Annotated in this window: 13 protein-coding genes and 1 pseudogene; 6 read left to right on the top strand and 8 right to left on the bottom strand. The window is 68.2% G+C overall.

Translation table 11 applies throughout. From position 1 onward, the window contains the following. Positions 1 to 7: 7 nt before the first annotated feature. From G4Z16_RS01695 to G4Z16_RS01680, 4 genes are all read left to right on the top strand, one after another. Positions 8 to 844 carry a hypothetical protein gene (locus G4Z16_RS01695; RefSeq protein ID WP_197348820.1) on the top strand — a complete coding sequence of 279 codons (837 nt, stop codon included), beginning with the start codon at positions 8 to 10 and terminating at the stop codon, positions 842 to 844. Positions 845 to 966: 122 nt separating this feature from the next. Further along, positions 967 to 3,573, top strand: coding sequence for a GH116 family glycosyl hydrolase (locus G4Z16_RS01690; protein WP_246531197.1), 2,607 nt, complete (start codon positions 967 to 969; stop codon positions 3,571 to 3,573). A gap of 86 nt (positions 3,574 to 3,659) precedes the next feature. Further along, positions 3,660 to 5,297, top strand: a complete 1,638-nt coding sequence (locus tag G4Z16_RS01685; RefSeq protein ID WP_197348818.1) for a fucose isomerase — start codon at positions 3,660 to 3,662, stop codon at positions 5,295 to 5,297. 226 nt (positions 5,298 to 5,523) lie between these two features. Continuing rightward, positions 5,524 to 6,603: a glycoside hydrolase family 172 protein gene (locus G4Z16_RS01680; RefSeq protein ID WP_197348817.1), complete on the top strand. Its 1,080-nt coding sequence runs from the start codon at positions 5,524 to 5,526 to the stop codon at positions 6,601 to 6,603. A gap of 604 nt (positions 6,604 to 7,207) precedes the next feature. Here G4Z16_RS01680 and G4Z16_RS01675 read toward each other — a convergent pair. The 3 genes and pseudogenes from G4Z16_RS01675 to G4Z16_RS32265 all read right to left on the bottom strand — a co-directional run. After that, the gene (locus tag G4Z16_RS01675) at positions 7,208 to 7,426 is read right to left on the bottom strand and encodes a LysR family transcriptional regulator (RefSeq protein WP_197348816.1); all 219 of its coding nucleotides are present in this window, start codon (positions 7,424 to 7,426) and stop codon (positions 7,208 to 7,210) included. Positions 7,427 to 7,443: 17 nt separating this feature from the next. Next, positions 7,444 to 8,952, bottom strand: coding sequence for an alpha/beta hydrolase family protein (locus G4Z16_RS01670; RefSeq protein ID WP_197348815.1), 1,509 nt, complete (start codon positions 8,950 to 8,952; stop codon positions 7,444 to 7,446). Between the two features lie 424 nt (positions 8,953 to 9,376). Further along, positions 9,377 to 9,640, bottom strand: a pseudogene (locus G4Z16_RS32265) (ATP-binding cassette domain-containing protein); the annotation flags it as partial. 557 nt (positions 9,641 to 10,197) lie between these two features. On the opposite strand from G4Z16_RS32265, the gene G4Z16_RS01665 reads away from it, so the two are divergent. Further along, positions 10,198 to 10,698, top strand: coding sequence for a methyltransferase family protein (locus G4Z16_RS01665; RefSeq protein ID WP_197348814.1), 501 nt, complete (start codon positions 10,198 to 10,200; stop codon positions 10,696 to 10,698). A 324-nt stretch (positions 10,699 to 11,022) separates the two neighbouring features. Continuing rightward, positions 11,023 to 11,181, top strand: a complete 159-nt coding sequence (locus tag G4Z16_RS01660) for a hypothetical protein (RefSeq protein ID WP_197348813.1) — start codon at positions 11,023 to 11,025, stop codon at positions 11,179 to 11,181. Between the two features lie 88 nt (positions 11,182 to 11,269). Here G4Z16_RS01660 and ilvE read toward each other — a convergent pair whose 3' ends face one another. From ilvE to G4Z16_RS01635, 5 genes are all read right to left on the bottom strand, one after another. After that, the gene (gene ilvE, locus G4Z16_RS01655) at positions 11,270 to 12,145 is read right to left on the bottom strand and encodes a branched-chain-amino-acid transaminase (protein ID WP_197348812.1); all 876 of its coding nucleotides are present in this window, start codon (positions 12,143 to 12,145) and stop codon (positions 11,270 to 11,272) included. A gap of 92 nt (positions 12,146 to 12,237) precedes the next feature. Continuing rightward, on the bottom strand, positions 12,238 to 13,362 hold the full coding sequence (locus G4Z16_RS01650; RefSeq protein WP_197348811.1) for a M24 family metallopeptidase: 1,125 nt from the start codon (positions 13,360 to 13,362) through the stop codon (positions 12,238 to 12,240). Between the two features lie 38 nt (positions 13,363 to 13,400). Next, the gene (locus G4Z16_RS01645; protein ID WP_197348810.1) at positions 13,401 to 15,185 is read right to left on the bottom strand and encodes a thiamine pyrophosphate-binding protein; all 1,785 of its coding nucleotides are present in this window, start codon (positions 15,183 to 15,185) and stop codon (positions 13,401 to 13,403) included. Next, the gene (locus G4Z16_RS01640; RefSeq protein ID WP_197348809.1) at positions 15,169 to 16,032 is read right to left on the bottom strand and encodes a hypothetical protein; all 864 of its coding nucleotides are present in this window, start codon (positions 16,030 to 16,032) and stop codon (positions 15,169 to 15,171) included. The genes G4Z16_RS01645 and G4Z16_RS01640 overlap by 17 nt, the downstream gene beginning before the upstream one ends. Beyond that, positions 16,029 to 17,348: an MFS transporter gene (locus tag G4Z16_RS01635; RefSeq protein ID WP_197348808.1), complete on the bottom strand. Its 1,320-nt coding sequence runs from the start codon at positions 17,346 to 17,348 to the stop codon at positions 16,029 to 16,031. Before G4Z16_RS01635 ends, G4Z16_RS01640 begins: the two co-directional genes overlap by 4 nt. Between the last annotated feature and the right edge of the window lie 584 nt (positions 17,349 to 17,932).

Here is a 17,932-nt window from a genome sequence, read left to right as displayed (position 1 = left end):
TGCGGCCATGGCTCTCATGACTGAAGCGGCGACCGGCGGCCATGCCCGGGTGACCCCTCTGTCCGGGAGCACCCCGGACGGAGCGAGTCCCGGGACCGACGCGCCCGATCCGGTGCGCGAGGCGCTTGCAGTCGCCTGGACCCGACTGCCACGCCTGCTCGTCCTCGACGCCTGGGCTGCTGTCGCGCTGCTGCTGCTCGCAGGCTGCGCGTACATGGTGCCGGTGCTGACACCGCCGCTGGCCGTGCTGCTCGGCGGACCGGTCGCGGCCGCGGTGTGCTGCTGCACGCACGGGCTGCTGTCCGGTGAGGCGCCTGCCCCTCGCCGCTTCGCCGCCGTCGCCTGGCAGGAACGCCGCGCCGGGTGGCGCGTGTCCACGCCCGTCGTAGGTGCGGCGACGCTGTTGTGGCTGACGCTGCTGGCGCACGGCTCCATGCCGCCCGTCCTGGGCCTTGGCGCGCTGGTGCTGAACGCCGCGGCCACGGGCACCGCGCTGGTCGCCGCCATGCCGGCGCTGGCGCTCGCCACGGCACGGGGACTGCGGGGTGTCCTGCTGTGGCGCACCGCTCTGGCCTGCGTCGCCGCATCGCCGCTGCCCGTGCTCGGCGTCCTGGCTCTCCCCGCCCTGGCGATCGCCGCACTCCCGCTGATGGGGCCGTTCCCGCTCCTGCTCACGCCCGCCCTCGTCGCGCTGCTGGCCTCGGCCGTCACCGGCCATGTCGCCGCGCGCCTGACGGGCAGGGCCGCCGGCACCAGGGCCCCGGGCATCGACGGCCCTGGTTCCGACGCTGCCGCGCTCCGCGTGCCCGCCCGCGCACAGGCCGACCACACCACCGAGAGGTAGCCATGACCGCTTCCCCGTCCTCCTCGTCCCCCTACCCCTCCTCCTCAACGGCCTTGTCCGGCACCGGACTTGATACCCCCGTCGGCCGGACCTTCACCGGGAATCACCGTCACCACGTGGCCATGCCACTGGGCGGTGTCGGATGCGGCCACGTCGCGGTCTGCGGCGACGGATCACTGCGCCAGTGGCAGCTGTTCAACCAGGTCAATCACCGCGCCGACCTCCCGGGGACCTTCTTCGCCCTGCGCGCCTCCGTGACCGAGCCGCCGCTGGACGTCACCCGCGTACTGCAGTCGAAACCGCCGCTGACCGGCGAGGCCGACTCGGCACCACTCGTCTCGGACGCCGAAGTGCCCTCCTGGCAGCGGGAGTTGCTCGAGGAGTGCCCCGGCGTGCAGGAGACCGTCTTCACCGGCGCCCACCCCCTTGCCCACCTGGAGTACCGCGACGAGGAGCTGCCGCTCGCGGTGGAGTGCGAGGCGTTCAGCCCTCTGGTGCCGCTGGACGAGGAGGCCAGTGCCGTACCCGCGGTCTCCTTCACCTTCCGGCTGCGCAACACCCACCCGCACACCGTGCACGGCTGGCTCTGCGCGAGCCTGCAGAACGCCGTCGGCTGGGACGGAGTGACGCCCGGAGACGGGGCGCGCAATCCGCTGCTGGGAGGCAACGTCAACGACGTACGCCGCGCACCGGGGGAGACGGTGCTGGTGATGACCAACCCATCGCTACAGGACGACCATCCGGGCTCCGGGCAGATGGCGTTGAGCGTCGACAGCGATGCCGCCACGTACGAACGCTGGACGGACACGGCTCAGTTGCTGCAATTCCTCAGGTCGCTGCGGCTGTTGTGCCCCCCGGTCGAGGCTGACTACGCACAACTCACTGCGACGGCGGCGGAACTCGCCCAGCAGCACCGTCCCGCCGTTCCGGGCGGCCCCAGCCCGCAAGGCCTTACGTGGAACGGCACTCTCGCGGCTCCGTTCCTCCTCGACCCGGGGGAGGAGACGCAGCTGCGGTTCATCGTCTCCTGGCATTTCCCCAACAGGTATGTGAACTTCCAGCAGTTCGGCCTCGCCGAGAACCTCGGCCATACCCGTTTCTGGCTCGGCAACCACTACGCCACCCGCTTCGCCGGCGCTCTCGACGCCGGTGAGCACCTGCGCGACCATCACGACGCACTGCGAGAGGCGAGCGCCTCATGGCTCGCATCACTCCGCGGGAGCTCCCTGCCCGGCGAGGTCGTGGAGACCCTGGAGAGCCAGGGGGCACTGGTCGCCAGTCCCACCACGTTCCGTACCGCCGACGGCTCCTTCTTCGGCTTCGAGGGAGGGCTCGGAGCCTCGACAGCCATGTGGAACGGCCAGACCGGCGGCTCCTGCCCCCTCAACTGCACCCATGTGTGGAACTACGAACACGCCGTCGCACAGCTCTTCCCGGTTCTCGAACGCTCCATGCGGGACACGGAGTTCGACCACACCCAGGCACCCGAGGGGTACATACCGCACCGTGTGCGGGCACCGCTGTACCTGCGTCAGATGTGGAACGAGCCCATCGGAGGGCCCACCGACCCCGCCATCGACGGGATGCTCGGCACCGTCCTCAAGACCTACCGCGAGGCCCGCACGAGCGGCGGCGCCGAATGGCTTCGCAGCCGCTGGGAGTCGCTCACACGCCTGATGGGGTACGTCGGGGCCGAGTGGGACACCGAGGGCGACGGCGTGTTGCGCGGCGCACAGGGCGTCACGCACGACATCCATCTCCACGGCCCCAACACCTTCGTGGGCACCTACTGGCTCGCCGCGCTCCGCGCCATGGCCGAGATGGCACGCACCGTCGGCGACGGGGCAACGGCGGCACGGATGACGAAGACGTTCGAGGCCGCGTCGGCCGCGTACGACGAACTGCTGTGGAACGGCGAGTACTACGAGCAGCAGCTGACGGGTGAGGACGTGCCGCACGAGTACGGCGAGGGCTGCCTGTCCGACCAGCTGATCGGCCAGTGGTGGGCGCACCTGCTCGACCTGGGTCATCTCCTTCCGGCGGACCATGTCCGCACGGCGCTGCGTTCGGTGCACCGCCACAACTTCCGTACCTCCTTCAGGGACTTCGAGCACGGCTACCGCGTCTACGCCGACCGTGACGACGCCGGTCTGCTGCTGTGCACCTGGCCCCGCGGCGGCCGCCCCCGCGTGCCGGTGCGGTACGCCGACGAGGTGTGGACGGGAACGGAGTACCAGTACGCCGCTGCCTGCCTGGCCGAAGGGCTGCGGGACGAGGCCCTGTCCGTGGTCTCAGCGGTGCGGGCACGGTACGACGGGCTACGCCGCAACCCGTTCAACGAGATCGAGTGCGGTGACCACTACAGCCGCGCCATGGCGGGCTTCTCCCTGTTGGATGCCGCAACGGGCGTGCGGTGGAACGGACTTGACGGTGTTCTCACCCTCGCGGCGGACCGGATCGCTCCGGGCGCCGCTGTGCCCTACATCGCGGGGACCGGATGGGGAGTGGTGCGCAGGTCCGTCAGCGGTGAACGTATCGAGGTCGGCGTCTCGTCCGGGACGTTGCAGCTGCGCGGCCTGGAGCTGCGTGGCACTCCCGTCGACGCATGGGAGGTGCGGACGAGTGCCGGGGTGAGAGCCGACGGGCCGGTCCGGCGCTTCGCCGCCCCGGCCGTCATCGACCCCGGCAACCCGCTCGGCGTGAGCGTGCGCACGGACGCTGCGGGCTGACGCCGCAGCGACGAGAAGAGGAAGAACGCGGCGCGAGCACAACGCCCCGACGATCAGTCCGAGTTCGAGGAGCGCAGGAGCCGACTTTGACGACCTACACCATGCCTCAGCCCTTCACGCCGCCGGCCGCGCGTCCAGGCGTCGTCCACCTGGTCGCCAGCGGGGACCTGCGGCCGGACGCGAACGTCACCTGCTGGCCGGCACAGGAGCGGTTCGAGGCCGAACTCACCGCAGCCGTGGCGGAGTTGGGCTGGAGGGTCGAGCGCAGCCACAGCTACGACGCCGGCAAGGGCCACGGATTCATCGACAGCCAGCGCGCCGGCATCGAGATCTTCAAGCACATACCGCCGGACGCGCCGCTGATCGTCGCCGAGGCGGTGTGGCAGTACAGCCACCACGTGCTGGCCGGGCTGCGCAGCCACCGCGGACCCGTCCTCGTCGCCGCCAACTGGAGCGGCCGGCACCCCGGACTGGTCGGCCTCCTCGGCCTGGCCGGCAGCCTCACCAAGGCGCAACGCGCGTACTCGCTGCTGTGGAGCGAACACTTCACCGACGACTGGGCACGCGGCGGCCTGCGCACCTGGCTGGAGACCGGGGAACTGACACACGATGTGAGCCATGTGCGCCCGCTGCCCGAACCGGCGCCCGGACCCGAGACCGACCTGGGACGCGCTCTGGCACGGCAGTTGAAGAGCGAGAAGAGCATCCTCGGGGTCTTCGACGAGGGCTGCATGGGCATGTACAACGCCATCCTCGACGACGAACTGCTCAACCCGCTCGGCATCTACAAGGAACGCCTCTCGCAGAGCGCCCTGGTGGCCGAGATGAACCGCATCGAGGACGAGGAGGCCGCGCAGGTGCGCGCGTGGCTGGAGAACGCCGGCCTGGTCTTCCACACCGGTCAGGACGAGGCGTCCGAGCTGACCGACGCCCAGCTGCACAGCCAGTTCAAGATGTACATCGCGGCGCTGCGCATCGCCGACGACTTCGGACTGGACGCGGTCGGCATCCAGTACCAGCAGGGACTCAAGGACACCGTCCCCGCGAGTGACCTGGCCGAGGGGCTGCTCAACAACGTCGAACGCCCCGCGGTGCGCAGCCGCGACGGCTCACGCGTGCTCTACGAGGGAGCGCCGCTTCCCCACTTCAACGAGGTCGACGAGGGCGTCGCGGTCGACGCGCTCGTCACCAACCGGGTATGGAGCGCGATGCATCTGGACCCGGCCACGACGCTGCACGACGTGCGCTGGGGCGAGGAGTACGACGGCCGCTTCGTGTGGGTCTTCGAGATCTCCGGTTCCGTGCCCGCGTCGCACAACGGCGGCTACGACAAGTCGTGGAGCATGCGCCAGCCGCCGATGTACTTCCCGCTCGGCGGCGGCACCCTCAGCGGCGTCTCGAAGCCCGGCGAGATCGTCTGGTCCCGCGTGTTCATCATGGACGGCGCGCTCAACCTGGACATCGGGCGCGCGACGGTGGTCGCCCTGCCCGAGGAGGAGACCAGGCGGCGGCTGGAGTCCACCACACCGCAGTGGCCGATCATGCACGCGGTGCTGCACGGCGTGACACGTGACCAGTTCATGGCCCGCCACAGGGCCAATCACCTCAACGTCGCATACGCGCCCGACCGCGCCACGGCCGACAAGGCGCTGCTCGCGAAGGCCGCCGCGTTCGAAGAACTGGGCGTGCGCGTCCACCTGTGCGGCGACGTGCAGGCACCCTGACCCCCGCCCCCTCCGGTCCTGCCTGACCAGATCCGGCCAGGCCCGGCGACCGCCTCAGTCTCCGCGGTGCTGAGCCTCAGCGGGGCAAGTGGCACCGAAGGCATGCCTGTTCGGCAACCTCAACAGGCACCGTTGGAGACCTTCCGAAGACAACTGAGACATCGATTGCACATCTGCGGTTCCTCGGCGCATGCGCCCGGCAACACGCCTCACCCACGGAGAATCCATGCTCGATGATCTGGCCAGGTACAAGGAGAGGACCACCCGCTCAGTCAGTCCGGAGAACTTCACCGGCGGCAAGGGGGCCGGCGGCAGGGCCACCGAGGGCACCGGCGCACGGGCGGCCGGTGCCTTGGGACAGGGCTGGAAGATCTCACCGAGCATCGAGATCGCCCCCGGAGAGACAGCCGAACTGGCCGACATCACCGGGCCAGGCGCCATTCGGCACATCTGGTGCACGACAGCACCGCATCGCGCCTGGCGCGGCACGCTGCTGCGGGCGTACTGGGACGGAGCGGAGGAGGCGGCGATCGAAGTGCCGCTCGGCGACTTCTTCTGCAACGGCTGGAACGTCTTCAGCCAGGTCTCCTCGCAGCCGGTCGCCGCGAACCCGAACGGGGGCTTCAACTCGTACTGGCCGATGCCGTTCCACGACCGCGCACGCCTCACGCTGGATAACCTCTCGGCCGAGACCGTCACGCTCTACTACCAGATCGACTACGAGTCAGGTGCCGTCCCCGCCGACTCCTGCTACCTGCACGGCCATTGGCGCCGCAGCAAACCCGTACCGTACGGCGAGACGCACACCCTGGTGGAGGGCGTCGAGGGCCGCGGACAGTACATCGGCACCTATCTGGCCTGGGCGACGAACAGCCCCGGCTGGTGGGGCGAGGGCGAGGTGAAGTTCTACCTCGACGGCGACACGGACTTCCCCACAATCTGCGGCACCGGCACGGAGGACTACTTTGGCGGCGCCTGGAACTTCGATCTGGAGGGCCAGGGCTACACCGCCTACACGACGCCCTACCTCGGGCTGAACCAGATCCTGCGTCCGGACGGGCTCTACGCCAGCCAGCAGCGGTTCGGGATGTACCGGTGGCACGTGGCCGACCCCGTGCGTTTCGCCGAGGACCTGCGGGTGACCGTCCAGTCGCTGGGCATCGGGCCCGGCAACGGCAACGGACTGCCGCACCGCTACCGGCCGACCAGCGACGACATCGCCTCGACGGCGCTGTTCTACCTGGACACTCCGGCCTCCTCCGGCCGTCCGTGCACCCCCGGACTTCTCGAACTCGAAGTGGATTAGAGGAGGTTGGCGATGCCAGAGCGTTCCACCAGCGCACACCCGACTCGGCGCGATCTGCTCGCAGCCGGCGCGGCCGGGGCGGCGACGTCCGTCACCGATCCACCGCAGGCATCTGGGAGCTTTCTGGGCGTCGCCTGCCCTACCCGTCATCGTCGTCCCGGCAGCGCCGGAGACTGCCCTGGCGGCGACAGGCGCCCGCGCATGCCGGGGCCATGGTCCTGGCACTGCTCATCGTCATACCGCCGCTCATCTACCCGGGCTACGCCGCCTGGAGACTGCTGTAACGCCGAACTGGCGCAATGCTGAGGGGCGGTTGGGCGACAGGGCGCTGGAAGGAGTGCGCGGCGGTCGCGTTCGGCACAAGTGTGATGCCAAGGCCGCAGGCCACCATGGCGAGTTGGGTCAGTTCGAGTTGGCGTGGTGGCGCGCGTCGGGGGTGAAACCCGCGCGGCGACAGGTCGCCATGAGCTGGTCGTGGTAGTCCGGTGACGCCTCGCGGCGCAGTCAGACCCAGGGTTCTTCCTCCGTGATCCGCAGGTCGACGCGCGGGCGGGCCTGCCGGAGGTCTTCGACGGTGCTCACCGGGTCTCGCTCAGCGCCGAGGTCACCACGCCCAACCGCAGCGTGTGCCCAGCAGGCCCGCCTCGGCATGGGTGGCGACCTCATGGGCGTGCTGGGCGGCTGCCACGAGCTTGCGGCATGCCTCCGCGAACACTCGCCCTGTCTCCGCCAGCGTGATCTTCCGTCTGCTGCGGTCGAAGAGCCGCACGCCCAGCCGGCGTTCCAGTTGAAGGATCGCCGGGCTGAGCGGCGGCTGCGACATTCTCCGTTGTGCCAAGGCTATTCGTCGGCGTCGTAGACGGTCAGTTCGCGGTGCTTGGAGAAGCCGTGTTTGGAGAAGAGGCGGGGGAGGTCAGTCGGTCGGTTGCGAAGCTTGGCGTCGAGGAAGCCGATGGTCAGCTCGGTGATGATGCGGTTGGGTTCGGTGCGTCCGCGGGTGCCGACCAGCGACCGGACGGGCGGCATCCACAGGGGCGCGTCGGTGAAGGATGGGTGGGTGGTGCCGGGGATGGTGAGCATGTAGGCGGTCGTCGTGCTGCGCTCGAGCCCTTGTCCCAGCTCGGGGAGATAGGTGGGGTTGTCCTCCAGCCCGATCTGGTGAGTCAGCGCCAGCGCCGGCTGGTCGTATGGCCCGGGATGGGCGTCGTATGGACGGCCGTCGAGGGCGATCACCGCGGAGAAGCGTTCATCGGTGCGGGCTGCTTGAAAGGCGCCGCCCACGCCGGCCGACATGCCGACGGCCGCAGCGCGGTCGGTGTCCAGCCGCCCGGCGAGGATGCTCTTCACTTCGCCGTTGTCCAGGCGGCCGAGGTGGGTGAGGGCCGAGCTGAGATCGCGGGCCTTCACCGCTGCCAACTTCTCGCTCAACTGTCGGGCTTCGGCATCGGAGCTGAATTTCTGCTCCGCCAAGTGAACCGTCCGGCCGTCGGTGAACCTGACCGCTGCCGAGACGTAGGGGTGGTCGAGCGCGGCGACCACGTAGCCTTTGCTGACCAGCTCCTCGGCCCAGGCGGTGTTCGTGGTGCGCCCCATGCCTCCACCCGGGGAGAACAGCACCACCGGGAATTGTTCCTTGCCGGAGGCGACCGGCGCGTCGGGCACCGAGTTGGTGCGGGCCATCGCCTGGCCGTCGAGAACGAATCGGGGGATCCCGAGAAAGTCTCCGAAGCCCTCGACGACGGCGTTCACCTCGGCCTCCGAGCGGCCCAGGTAGGGCGCCCGCTCCGCCTTGTCCGGGCTTGCCTGGGCCGGGTACCAGATCTGGGCCTGCAGCTCACGCCGATCATCGGGATCGGACGTCCACTTCTCGGGCCGGTCGGGATCGGTCCACTCGACGACGGTGGTGCCGACCGCGTACTTGCCGGTCGGCGTGGGGAAGTCCGGGACGGGGAATGCGATCGCCGCGCCCACACCGGCAACGATCGCCAGGACGCAGGCCGCGGACCCTGGTCCGGCCAGCCACCAGCGGGTCCGTCGAGCGCTGGGCTTCCCCATGATGGTCCGGACCGTGAACGGCAGCACCACCATGACCGTCACCAGCACCGGGATCATCTGCCAGCGAAGACCGATCACCACGAGCACCGCCGCGGACGCCAACGACACCGCTGCGGCGCCTATCGCGACCCGCCGCCGGAATCGAGGCTGCAGCCACCGGGCCGACACCAGCGCGAGTGCGCCTACGACCAGGACTGCTTCGATCGGCGTCGTGCCGATGCCGCTGATCGTCTCGTTCACAGAGACGGTGGCAAGGGAGGTCGGCTGAGCACTACTACTGCTCGATACTGGCATGACGGCTCCAGAGCATGCGGCCTCGACGGCCGCCCCGGGTAGGGGATTGGTGGTGGAAGCCCAGCGTCTGGGCGACCATGGGCAGTTGGCTTGCAGGAAGAGCTGACACTGCGCGGCGATCCGCCCGGCCCTGGTGGGGATGCCGAGGGGGCCGATGAGGCGTTGCGGGTGTTCTGTCCGGCGAGCGCCTGGACCGCTATGACGCGTGTTGCGAGGGCGTGGGTGGCTGGTCTCCAAGTGCCGTATGGCAGCGATTTGGTTGAGCGGAAGTCGCCTGGCGCGGCTGTGCGCCTGGAGGGCTCACGACCGTGTGTGGGTTGGCCTTCGTCATGGTCGCGGCCGGCACAGATACCGAACTCGATCGTCTGGCTGAGACTCGGCGCAGCGGCCCTCATTCAGGGGCGGATGAGCCGGTCTCGTAGGCGACCTCCCGCAGCGGTGCTCGATGCGCGGCGTAGTGCTTGCCATTGGACTGTGACCTGACCGGCGGTTGGGGCGTTCAGGCCCACGATCATCCGCATCGTGGTGGACTTCCCGCGCCGTTCGGGCCGAGGAATCCGGTCACGGCAACGGGCCGGACGGTGAACCCGAGATCCGCGACGGCGGTCCTGTCTCCATAGCTTTGCTGTGCGTGTGGGCTTCGATCATCGAGATGTCCTCGTCGGGAGTGAGATCCGGGAGACGCCACCAAAGCTAGATCTCGCTGCCCGACCAGCGCGTGAGCCCAGAGGATGGACTCCCCACCGAAAACCTGCACCCTCAGGTGGAACGCCACTACACCTTGACGCGCAGGTGTAGCGCGGCGACGACGGGAGTGACCGGCACCTGGACGAGGCGACAACTACGCCGTGCGCATGCCGGTGCTCACTGTCGCGGATCGTCAGCTTGTCCGACGGAGAGACCGAAGGTGACTCGGCCTTGAGTTGGGACAGAGATCGACGGCCGTTCCGCGCGCTCAACTCCGCGCGGACGTACCGACATTGATCCGTCCCCACACCAACCGACCTGCTTGAGGCACTCGATATGACCTCGACGGAGCGAGGGAAGAGGAACTGCACAACTGTCGCTGACAGGCGGTCGAGCGCCAATCCCGCTGTGAGCGCGCATTTTGGGACAGGCCGGCAACGACTCGTCGCCACGATCCGAGCCCGCGACCACGCCCGGACCGGCACGCTCAACAGGTAGAGCCCGCAGTCCCGGAGCCCGCGATCTTGCGTCGTTGCAAATTCAACGTACGATGAATTTATGCGGATACTCCGACACGCCATTGCGATCCTGGTGGCTCCGGTGACTGTCACGGTCCTTGTCCCGATCCTGCTGTCGGTCACCACGGGCCTCGGCGCCCCCGACTCCGGAGCTGCGGTCACCGCCGTGCTCGGCACCCTCGGTGCCGTCTTCATGGCGATCGGGCTGACCCTGGTCGTTTGGACGATTGCGCTCTTCGATCGAGTCGGTGACGGCACCCTGGCCCCGTGGGACGCCCCGAGGAAATTGGTCGTTCGCGGTCCTTACCTACACGTGCGCAACCCGATGATCAGCGGTGTCCTGTTCATCCTTCTCGGTGAGGCACTTCTGTTCCGATCGCCAGTCCTTCTCGGGTGGTTCGTGGCGTTCTTCGCCGTAAACCAGACCTACATTCCGCTATGGGAGGAACGCGGCCTGGAACGGCGCTTCGGCCAGGACTACGTGACGTACAAGCACCACGTCCGCCGCTGGCTCCCCCGGTTCCACCCCTGGCACGCCTGAGTGCTCTCGCGCTTCTCACCTGGCTTTTTCGACGAGGAGATCACCCGCATCCTCGCCCTGCCGCCGCCCACCCCGCTCACCGCGGGCCCGGTCGCGAACAGACCTGTCGGGGCGTGCATGCTGACCCCGATGTGCCCTCGAGGTCGACCTGCGTGAGCTGGACACACGGCCGGAGTCGAACTCGACTTCGTCCCCGAATGCGCTGGTTGCGGTTGCCTTGTAACCGAGCGCCGCCATATTCCCGGGCACGTCGTCGGGGATCGAGTTGTAGATCGTCACCGGCTCGGGTGGCGGTGGCGTCGGCGGCATGTCCGTCGAGTTTCGGTGGCAGCCGTTGTGCTGGATTCCTTGGAGACCGAGCACTTCGCGCACGTGCGCAACGCGCCGTCACCGGGAGCGACTTCGGCGCTGGCCATCGCCGAGCACATCGTCAGCATGTCCCTCCACGCCTCGCCAACTCATGAGGTCTATGCGGTCTGTTGAGCTCGCCGTGCTACGACGTCACTGACAGCTGAGGCTCGGCCGGGCCCTTCGTGCACCGACACGGTCGGCCGGCCGGATGATGGAGTTGCTACCCGATCGGTGTGCTCCAGCGGGCAGAGGCCAGTGCATTGCGGTAGTCCTCCTGGAGCGCTGACAACACCGGTCCGGGCTTGCCATCGCCGACCGTGCGTCCGTCCACCTCGACTACCGGGACGAGGCCGCCTGCCGTGCTGGTGAGGAACACTTCGTCGGCGGTGTAGGCGTCGTACAGTTCGAGCTCGGTTTCCTGTACCTGGAGCCCTCTCTCGGTGGCCAGCTCCATGGTCGTCTCCCTGGTGATGCCGCGGAGCACGTCGTGGCGAGGTGTCTTCAACACCCCGTCAGCGGAGACGAAGATGTTGAACCCCGGCGCTTCGCAGAGGCGGCCGTGCACGTCGAGGATGAGTGCCTGGTCCGCGCCGGCGGCCTTGGCTTCCACCTTGGCCATGACCAGGTTGAGGTAGTTGAGGCTTTTCACGTGCGCGTCGAGAACGTGCCCCGGCGGGCGGCGAACGGCGACGGTCTTCACGCGAAGACCGGTCGCCGACGATCGGTCGATGTACGGCCGCGCCATGATGATGAGGTTCGGCACGCAACCGGCGGGGTCCATCAGGGGTGTCCCGTTTGAGCCGCGGGTGAGGATCCACTTGATGTAAGCGTTCTCCAGGCCGTTCCGGCGTACCGTCTCGACGATCAGCTCCGTCAGGTGTTCCTGGGTGACGGGGCAGTCCAGGGCCACCGCCGCGCACGACCGCAGGAACCGCCGGACATGGGCGTCCAGTTTGAAGATCCGGCCTTTCCAGGCGACCACGGTCTCGAAGACCCCGTCTCCGTAGAGCACCGCGTGGTCCAGGATCGACACCGTTGCTTTCGCCTCTGGGACAAACTCTTCACCGACGTAGGCGATTCGTTCGTTGGCGTCCATTGAGAGAGCACCTCGTTCTGAGTTTTCTGAGTTTCTGACGGTTCGCATTTCGTCAATCCGGTGTGGCGGACAGGGTGGTCGGCCGATCGGTGCTAGTCCCCGATGACGATCATTTCTTCGGTTTCCACGGCGTCCGAGAGGACCACGGGGTCGTTGTCGGTGACCAGGATCATGTCCTCGATCGAGAAGCCGCCGTTGTCGGGGTCGATTCCCATGGGTTCGAGCATGATGACCATGCCGCTCTTGTACTCCTCCGGGGCAAAGGGAGTGAGCACAGGAAACTCGTGCTGCCCGACGCCGAGGGAGTGGCCGACGAACGGCATGTCGCAGTGCATCCCGCGACGCTCGTATTCGCGGACGCAGGTCGCGTAGGTCTCCCGTACCGGTCGGCCGGCACGCATGGTGTCCATTGCCGCGTAGTGGACTTCGCGGTTCTTGCGCCAGGCGTCCTTGAGGCGGGGAGGCGGGGTTCCGGCCACCGCTGTCCGGTGGATGTCGGAGCGCCAGCCTGCCATGGTGCCGCCGATGTCGACGCGGAGCATGTCGCCGCGCTGCAGGGGGGTGTCGCCGGCGACACCGTTGAGGAGGTCGCCGCGGCCGCGGGCCAGCGTGACGAACTCAAGGGTGTCGAATCCTTCGGTGAACAGCTTCTGGATTGCGCGTTGGCGTATTTCTGTCTCGGTGTCGCCGATTCGTGTCTCGGCGTAGCACGCGGAGAGTGCACGCAATGTGGCGTTGGCGCGGTACTGCAGTTGGTGCTGCTCATCCGGGGATTTGACGGCGCGCATGTCGTGCAGTGCGGGTGTTGCGTCGTCGATCGTCACGCCGGGCAAGGAGGCGGCGAGCTCCTCGTAGTGGCCGGCGCTCAGGTGGTTCTTCTCGACGAGGATCCGCTGGTGTGAAAGCCCGCGCCGTTTCAGGGCGTCCACCAGGGCCCCGATCGGAGACTCGCGGTATTCGGTGTAGACGACCTGGTCGGTGATGTGGCGGCTCTGGCGCCGGATGACATCTTCGGTGATGTCGGCGATGACCCAGAACGGATCGGTGGATGTGTGGAACACCGGCATCAGGAGACGCTCGGGCAGCAGGCGCAGTGTGGGTGGGACGACGTCCGAGACCAGGAAAACGTTCTGCGGTTCACTGACAATCAGTGCGTCGGCTCCGTCGAGGAGTTGGCGGATCGGTCCGTTCACGAGGCGGTCGAAACGAGTGGTCATTGTCTGACTCCGCTTTCGGGTGTCGGCAGTTGTGGGTCTCAGACCGGCCGGTCTCCTGGCCGCACCTGGAGCGTGCGGTTGTCCACGCCGGGCAGCATCTGGCCGGGGTCGCGCGTCACGACGACGTCGACGACCGTTGGTGCGTCGTGTGTCGCCATTGCCTGCTTGAGGGCCGGTGCGAGGTCGTCCGGGTGCTCGACCCGGTGTCCGTGGCAGCCGAAGTTCCTCGCCAGTTCCGCGTAGTTCGTCTCGATCAGGCTTGCGGACTGGTAGCTGCCCTCGCCGTACACGGCGTGCTGGAGTGCCTTGATGTAGCCGGACGCGGCGTTGTTGACGACCACGAGGGTGAAGGCGGTGCCCGCGCGGCGGGCGGTTTCCAGGTCTCCGATGGTCATGTTGAGGCCGCTGTCGCCAGTGATGCTCACCACCGGGGGAGCGCTGCCATCGTCGGTCCGGACGGCCAGGGCGGTGCCGAGAGCGCCTGGCAGGCCGTAGCCGATCGAGGCGAAGCCGCGGTCGGCTACGAATCCTCGTCCTGCCCGCTTGGTGTCGTACAGGAGTCCGGCCCAGTGACTGGCGAAACCGCCGTCAGCGAGGAGTATCCCGTCTTCCGGCATCGCCTCGTTGAGTTCGCCGACGAGCCGGCCCATGTTGATCGGGACCTCGTCGCTCTCGTACCGAGCGCGCGCCTCCGCTTCCCACGCCGATCGGCGTTCGCGCACTTCGTCCCGGTAGGCCGACCGGTCGTCTGTGGGCGTGGCGGATTCGAGTGCGGTGGCGAGGTCCGACAGTCCGGCACGCGCGTCCCCCCAGAGTCCGACCCGAGTGGGCGCCCAGCGTCCGATCTCCTCGGCGACGATGTCGAGGTGGATGAGGGGCGTGCCCGGGCGGGGCAAGGTGTAGCGCTTTGTGGCGATCTCCCCGAGTTTGCATCCGACCACCAGCAGGCAGTCGGAGGACTCTATGAGCTCGTTGGCGTACCGGCTGTACCGTCCGAACAGACCCGCCGACAGGTCATGCGTGCACGGAATCGCGCCCTTGCCGCTCAGCGTGTGTGCCACCGGGATGCCCGCTGCTTCGGCGAGGTGGAGAAGAGCGTCATGCGCTTCCGACAGGTGCACGCCGCCACCGGCCAGGATGAGGGGGCGGCGGGAGCGTGCCAGGAGCGCTGCCGCGCGTTCCACTTCGGACGCGTCGGGCCGGGGGCGACGGGCTGGTACGCGGGCGGTGGCGGCGTCGGCGAAGAACTCGCCCGCGGCGAATGTGTGCTCGGCGTGCGCGACGTCTTCCGGGATGTCGAGCACCACGGGGCCGGGTCGTCCGGATGTCGCGACGGAGAAGGCCCTGCGGACCAGCTCGGGGATGCGCTCGACGGCCTCGACGCGGATCAGTTCCTTCACGGCTGGCCGCAGGATCTCCACTTGGCGGGCCTCTTGCGTCATGTTCTTCCATGAGTGACCCCGGTGGGTGTTGCCTGTCAGCGCGATCACCGGGACGCCCGCGTTGAGCGACTCCACCAGTGCGGTCACGAGGTTGGTGGTCCCGGGTCCGAGAGTGCCGTCGCAGATGCCCGGCCGACCCGTCAGCCGTGCGTAGGCGTCGGCCGCGAACGCCCCGACCCGTTCGTCATTGACCAGGTGGTGTTCCATGCCCAGGCGGCGAACGCCTTCGTAGTAGGGGAGCAGCTGGAAACCGGCCATGCCGAATATGGGGCCGGCGCCGTTGATCCGGAGCATCTCCGCCAACGCTCGCCCACCGGACATGGGCTCGTCGTGTGAGGACGGTGGGTGTGTGTTGTTGCTGTCCTCAGCTGTCGTGATCATCCGGCACTCCTGTCCCAGTGTGTTGATCTTTCAGTGACGCCAGTACGAGGTCGACGAACTCGGGTGTGGGCATCCCCGTACGGGCGCCGAGGTGGGTAGCGGCTTCGTTCTGTGCGGACAGCACGCCGTCGTCGTAGGTGGAGCGTCCGTCGCCCACGCGCGCGGAGTGGGCGGAGACCGTGACCGCTGCTATGCCGCGCTCGTCCAGTGCCGGCAGCCGGCTCAGTCCGGCTCCGTCCCGGCCGATCCCGGCGTCGTTGAAGACGGCCGCGATCGCCGCCGTGCGCAGCGCGGTCTCCGGCTTCCCTCCCAGCAGTCCGCCGTGGGACCCGGTGACCAGCACGTCGTCTGCGTCTGCGTCGTCTGCCAGCGATGCCGAGTCCAGGGCCCACACGCGTGGACGGCCATCACGCAACAGGTAGCGGGCCTCTTCCGCCTGCGGGGGTTGCACCCGTGGAGTGGCCGCCCCGGCGAGGAGACGCACTGCCTCCTGGCACGGCATTCCTGCCGTGCAACCCAGTGCACGAGCAGGTGCGTTGACGTGCGAGATCCTTCCGTGCCGCAGCGTGTTGGCACCGTCTCCTATGCGCGCCGTCACGTGGCTCACGGCTGCTGCCGGCACGTCGAGCTCTTCGAGTTGGTCGAGGCCGCTGATGCCCGCTCGGTCCCGGCCGACGCCCGCGTCGTTGAACACGATCGCCCGCACCCGGGACCTGGCGGCCAGCAGTGCCGGGTAGCGCCCCCCGTGGGAGCCGACGACCGCCACCGTCGAGCCGTGGCAACTGTCCAGTTGCGTGGCGCTGTCGACGATGGTCAGGTCGTCCGCGTACGGCGGCTCGCCGGTCACAGGTCCTTCCCCGAGGCTGCCGGGCTGCGGATGATCACGGACGTCAGCAGTGCCGCTACGAGAATGAAGCAGCTCATCACCACGAGTCCGAGCCGGGTGTCGCCGGTGAGGTCGGTCAGAAGGCCCAGCACGTAGGGGCCGACCAGGCCGCTGATGTTGCCCAGTGAGTTGATGAACGCGATGGCCACGGCGGCGAGGGCGCCCGCGAAGACAGCGGAGGTTCGCGCCCAGAACAGGGGACTGGCCGCTTGGGTGCCGGCCGCCGCCAGGCACAGCAGGACCAGGGCGAGTATCGGCGAGTCCACGAGCGTGCTGCCGAGCAGCGCCAGGCCGCCGACGACCAGGCAGCCGATCATGTGCCACCGGACGTCATTGGTGCGCGTCGAGGAGATGCCAACCGCCACCATGGCGACGGCGGTGAACGCCCACGGCACCGCTGAGATGAGGCCTGAGCTGACGGCGTCGACCTCGAAGTGCTCCTGGACGACCGTAGGAAGCCAATATGTGATCGTCCAGAACCCGATGATCATGCAGAAGTAGAGCCCCGCGTGTACCCACGTCAGCCTGGAGCGCATGACCTCGGCGAGCGCACCGCGCCGGTGGGCGTCGTCCGGCCGCGCCGCCTGGGCGTGCTTGAGCAGGTACTCCCGCTCGTCCTGCCGGAGCCACTTCGCGTCCTTCGGGCCGTTCGGCAGGACCACGAACACGAGGATCCCGAGCAGCACCGCCGGCAGGCCCTCGATGAGGAAGACCCACCTCCAGCCCGCCATCCCCAGGACATCGTGCATGAGCAGGATCGCGGAGGTGATCAGGCTGGTGAGCGCCAGACCCACTGGCACAGCGACCTGGAAGGTCGAGTACGCGCGGGCGAAGAGGCGGCCGGGACACCAGTACGTCAGATACAGGATGATTCCGGGGAACAGACCGGCCTCAGCGGCGCCGAGCAGGAACCTGAGGATATTGAGGGAGACCGGGCCTGCCACGAACATCAGGCAGATGGTCAAGATCCCCCAGGTGATCATGATCCTTGCGATCCAGATGCGGGCCCCGAACTTGTTCAGCGCCACGTTGCTGGGCACTTCGCAGAGCAGGTATCCGAGGTAGAACAGGCCGGCCGCGAGGCCGAACGCGCTGCCGCTCAGATTGAGGTCGTCCGACATTGGTGATGCCACGACCCCCAGGTTCGCCCGGTCCATGAAGTTCACGAACAGGGTCAGAACGAGCAAGGGGAAGAGGCGTATCCCCAGCCTCCTGAAGGCCCGTCGCTCGAGGTCAGGGTCCTCCGTGGGCGTTGTCGCCGTGTACTCGACTGTCATTGGTGCCGTCCAATCGCTGCGACATCGCTGTGCGGCGTCGCGCTACCCATCGAGCCAGTTGGTTCCGCATGACGGTACTGAGTTTCGAAATCGTGTCAAGGTATCGAGCCGTCTCAGCGGTCGCGGACGCCACGGCTACGCCTGAGCAGGTCACCGCGGTCAGCAGTGGTGCGCACGGTGGGAGAACCCATGCGATAGCGACGTCAAGGCCGCATATAACCCAGATGTAACCATGCGCTGCTGAGTGGATGAGTCAGACGTCCTGCCCGCACCAAGGGCTTCTCGATTGTTGGCCACGCCAGCAGCACTGGGTGGCCGGCAAGCACAGGCACGAGGCGCACTGCGCCGTCCTCCAAGCGGGGTGCTGGGTGCCCAGTGGGCAGAAGGGGTAAGGAACCTGCCCGTTCTCCGGTCCGCGTGTTCGCCGTGAACCTGAGTTCCCCCGGCTCGCTGAGGGGAGGGGCCGAGCGTGGGAGACGAAGCGGCATACTGACCACGCCCCGCGCGTGGAGGGACGTTGCCCTACACGCTCGAACCGACATCCGCGCGGACCGCGTCAACGGCCAGGACGGCACCACCATCGC

The organism is Streptomyces bathyalis, from assembly GCF_015910445.1.
Taxonomy (GTDB): Bacteria; Actinomycetota; Actinomycetes; order Streptomycetales; family Streptomycetaceae; genus Streptomyces; species Streptomyces bathyalis.
This window is presented reverse-complemented; position numbering and strand designations above follow the sequence as displayed.

Coding starts and splice junctions, on each gene's coding strand:
- G4Z16_RS01695 (WP_197348820.1), top strand. CDS start 8: ATGGCTCTCATGACTGAAGCGGCGACCGGCGGCCATGCCCGGGTGACC.
- G4Z16_RS01690 (WP_246531197.1), top strand. CDS start 967: ATGCCACTGGGCGGTGTCGGATGCGGCCACGTCGCGGTCTGCGGCGAC.
- G4Z16_RS01680 (WP_197348817.1), top strand. CDS start 5,524: ATGCTCGATGATCTGGCCAGGTACAAGGAGAGGACCACCCGCTCAGTC.
- G4Z16_RS01675 (WP_197348816.1), bottom strand. CDS start 7,426: ATGTCGCAGCCGCCGCTCAGCCCGGCGATCCTTCAACTGGAACGCCGG.
- G4Z16_RS01670 (WP_197348815.1), bottom strand. CDS start 8,952: ATGCCAGTATCGAGCAGTAGTAGTGCTCAGCCGACCTCCCTTGCCACC.
- G4Z16_RS01665 (WP_197348814.1), top strand. CDS start 10,198: ATGCGGATACTCCGACACGCCATTGCGATCCTGGTGGCTCCGGTGACT.
- ilvE (WP_197348812.1), bottom strand. CDS start 12,145: ATGGACGCCAACGAACGAATCGCCTACGTCGGTGAAGAGTTTGTCCCA.
- G4Z16_RS01650 (WP_197348811.1), bottom strand. CDS start 13,362: ATGACCACTCGTTTCGACCGCCTCGTGAACGGACCGATCCGCCAACTC.
- G4Z16_RS01645 (WP_197348810.1), bottom strand. CDS start 15,185: ATGATCACGACAGCTGAGGACAGCAACAACACACACCCACCGTCCTCA.
- G4Z16_RS01635 (WP_197348808.1), bottom strand. CDS start 17,348: ATGACAGTCGAGTACACGGCGACAACGCCCACGGAGGACCCTGACCTC.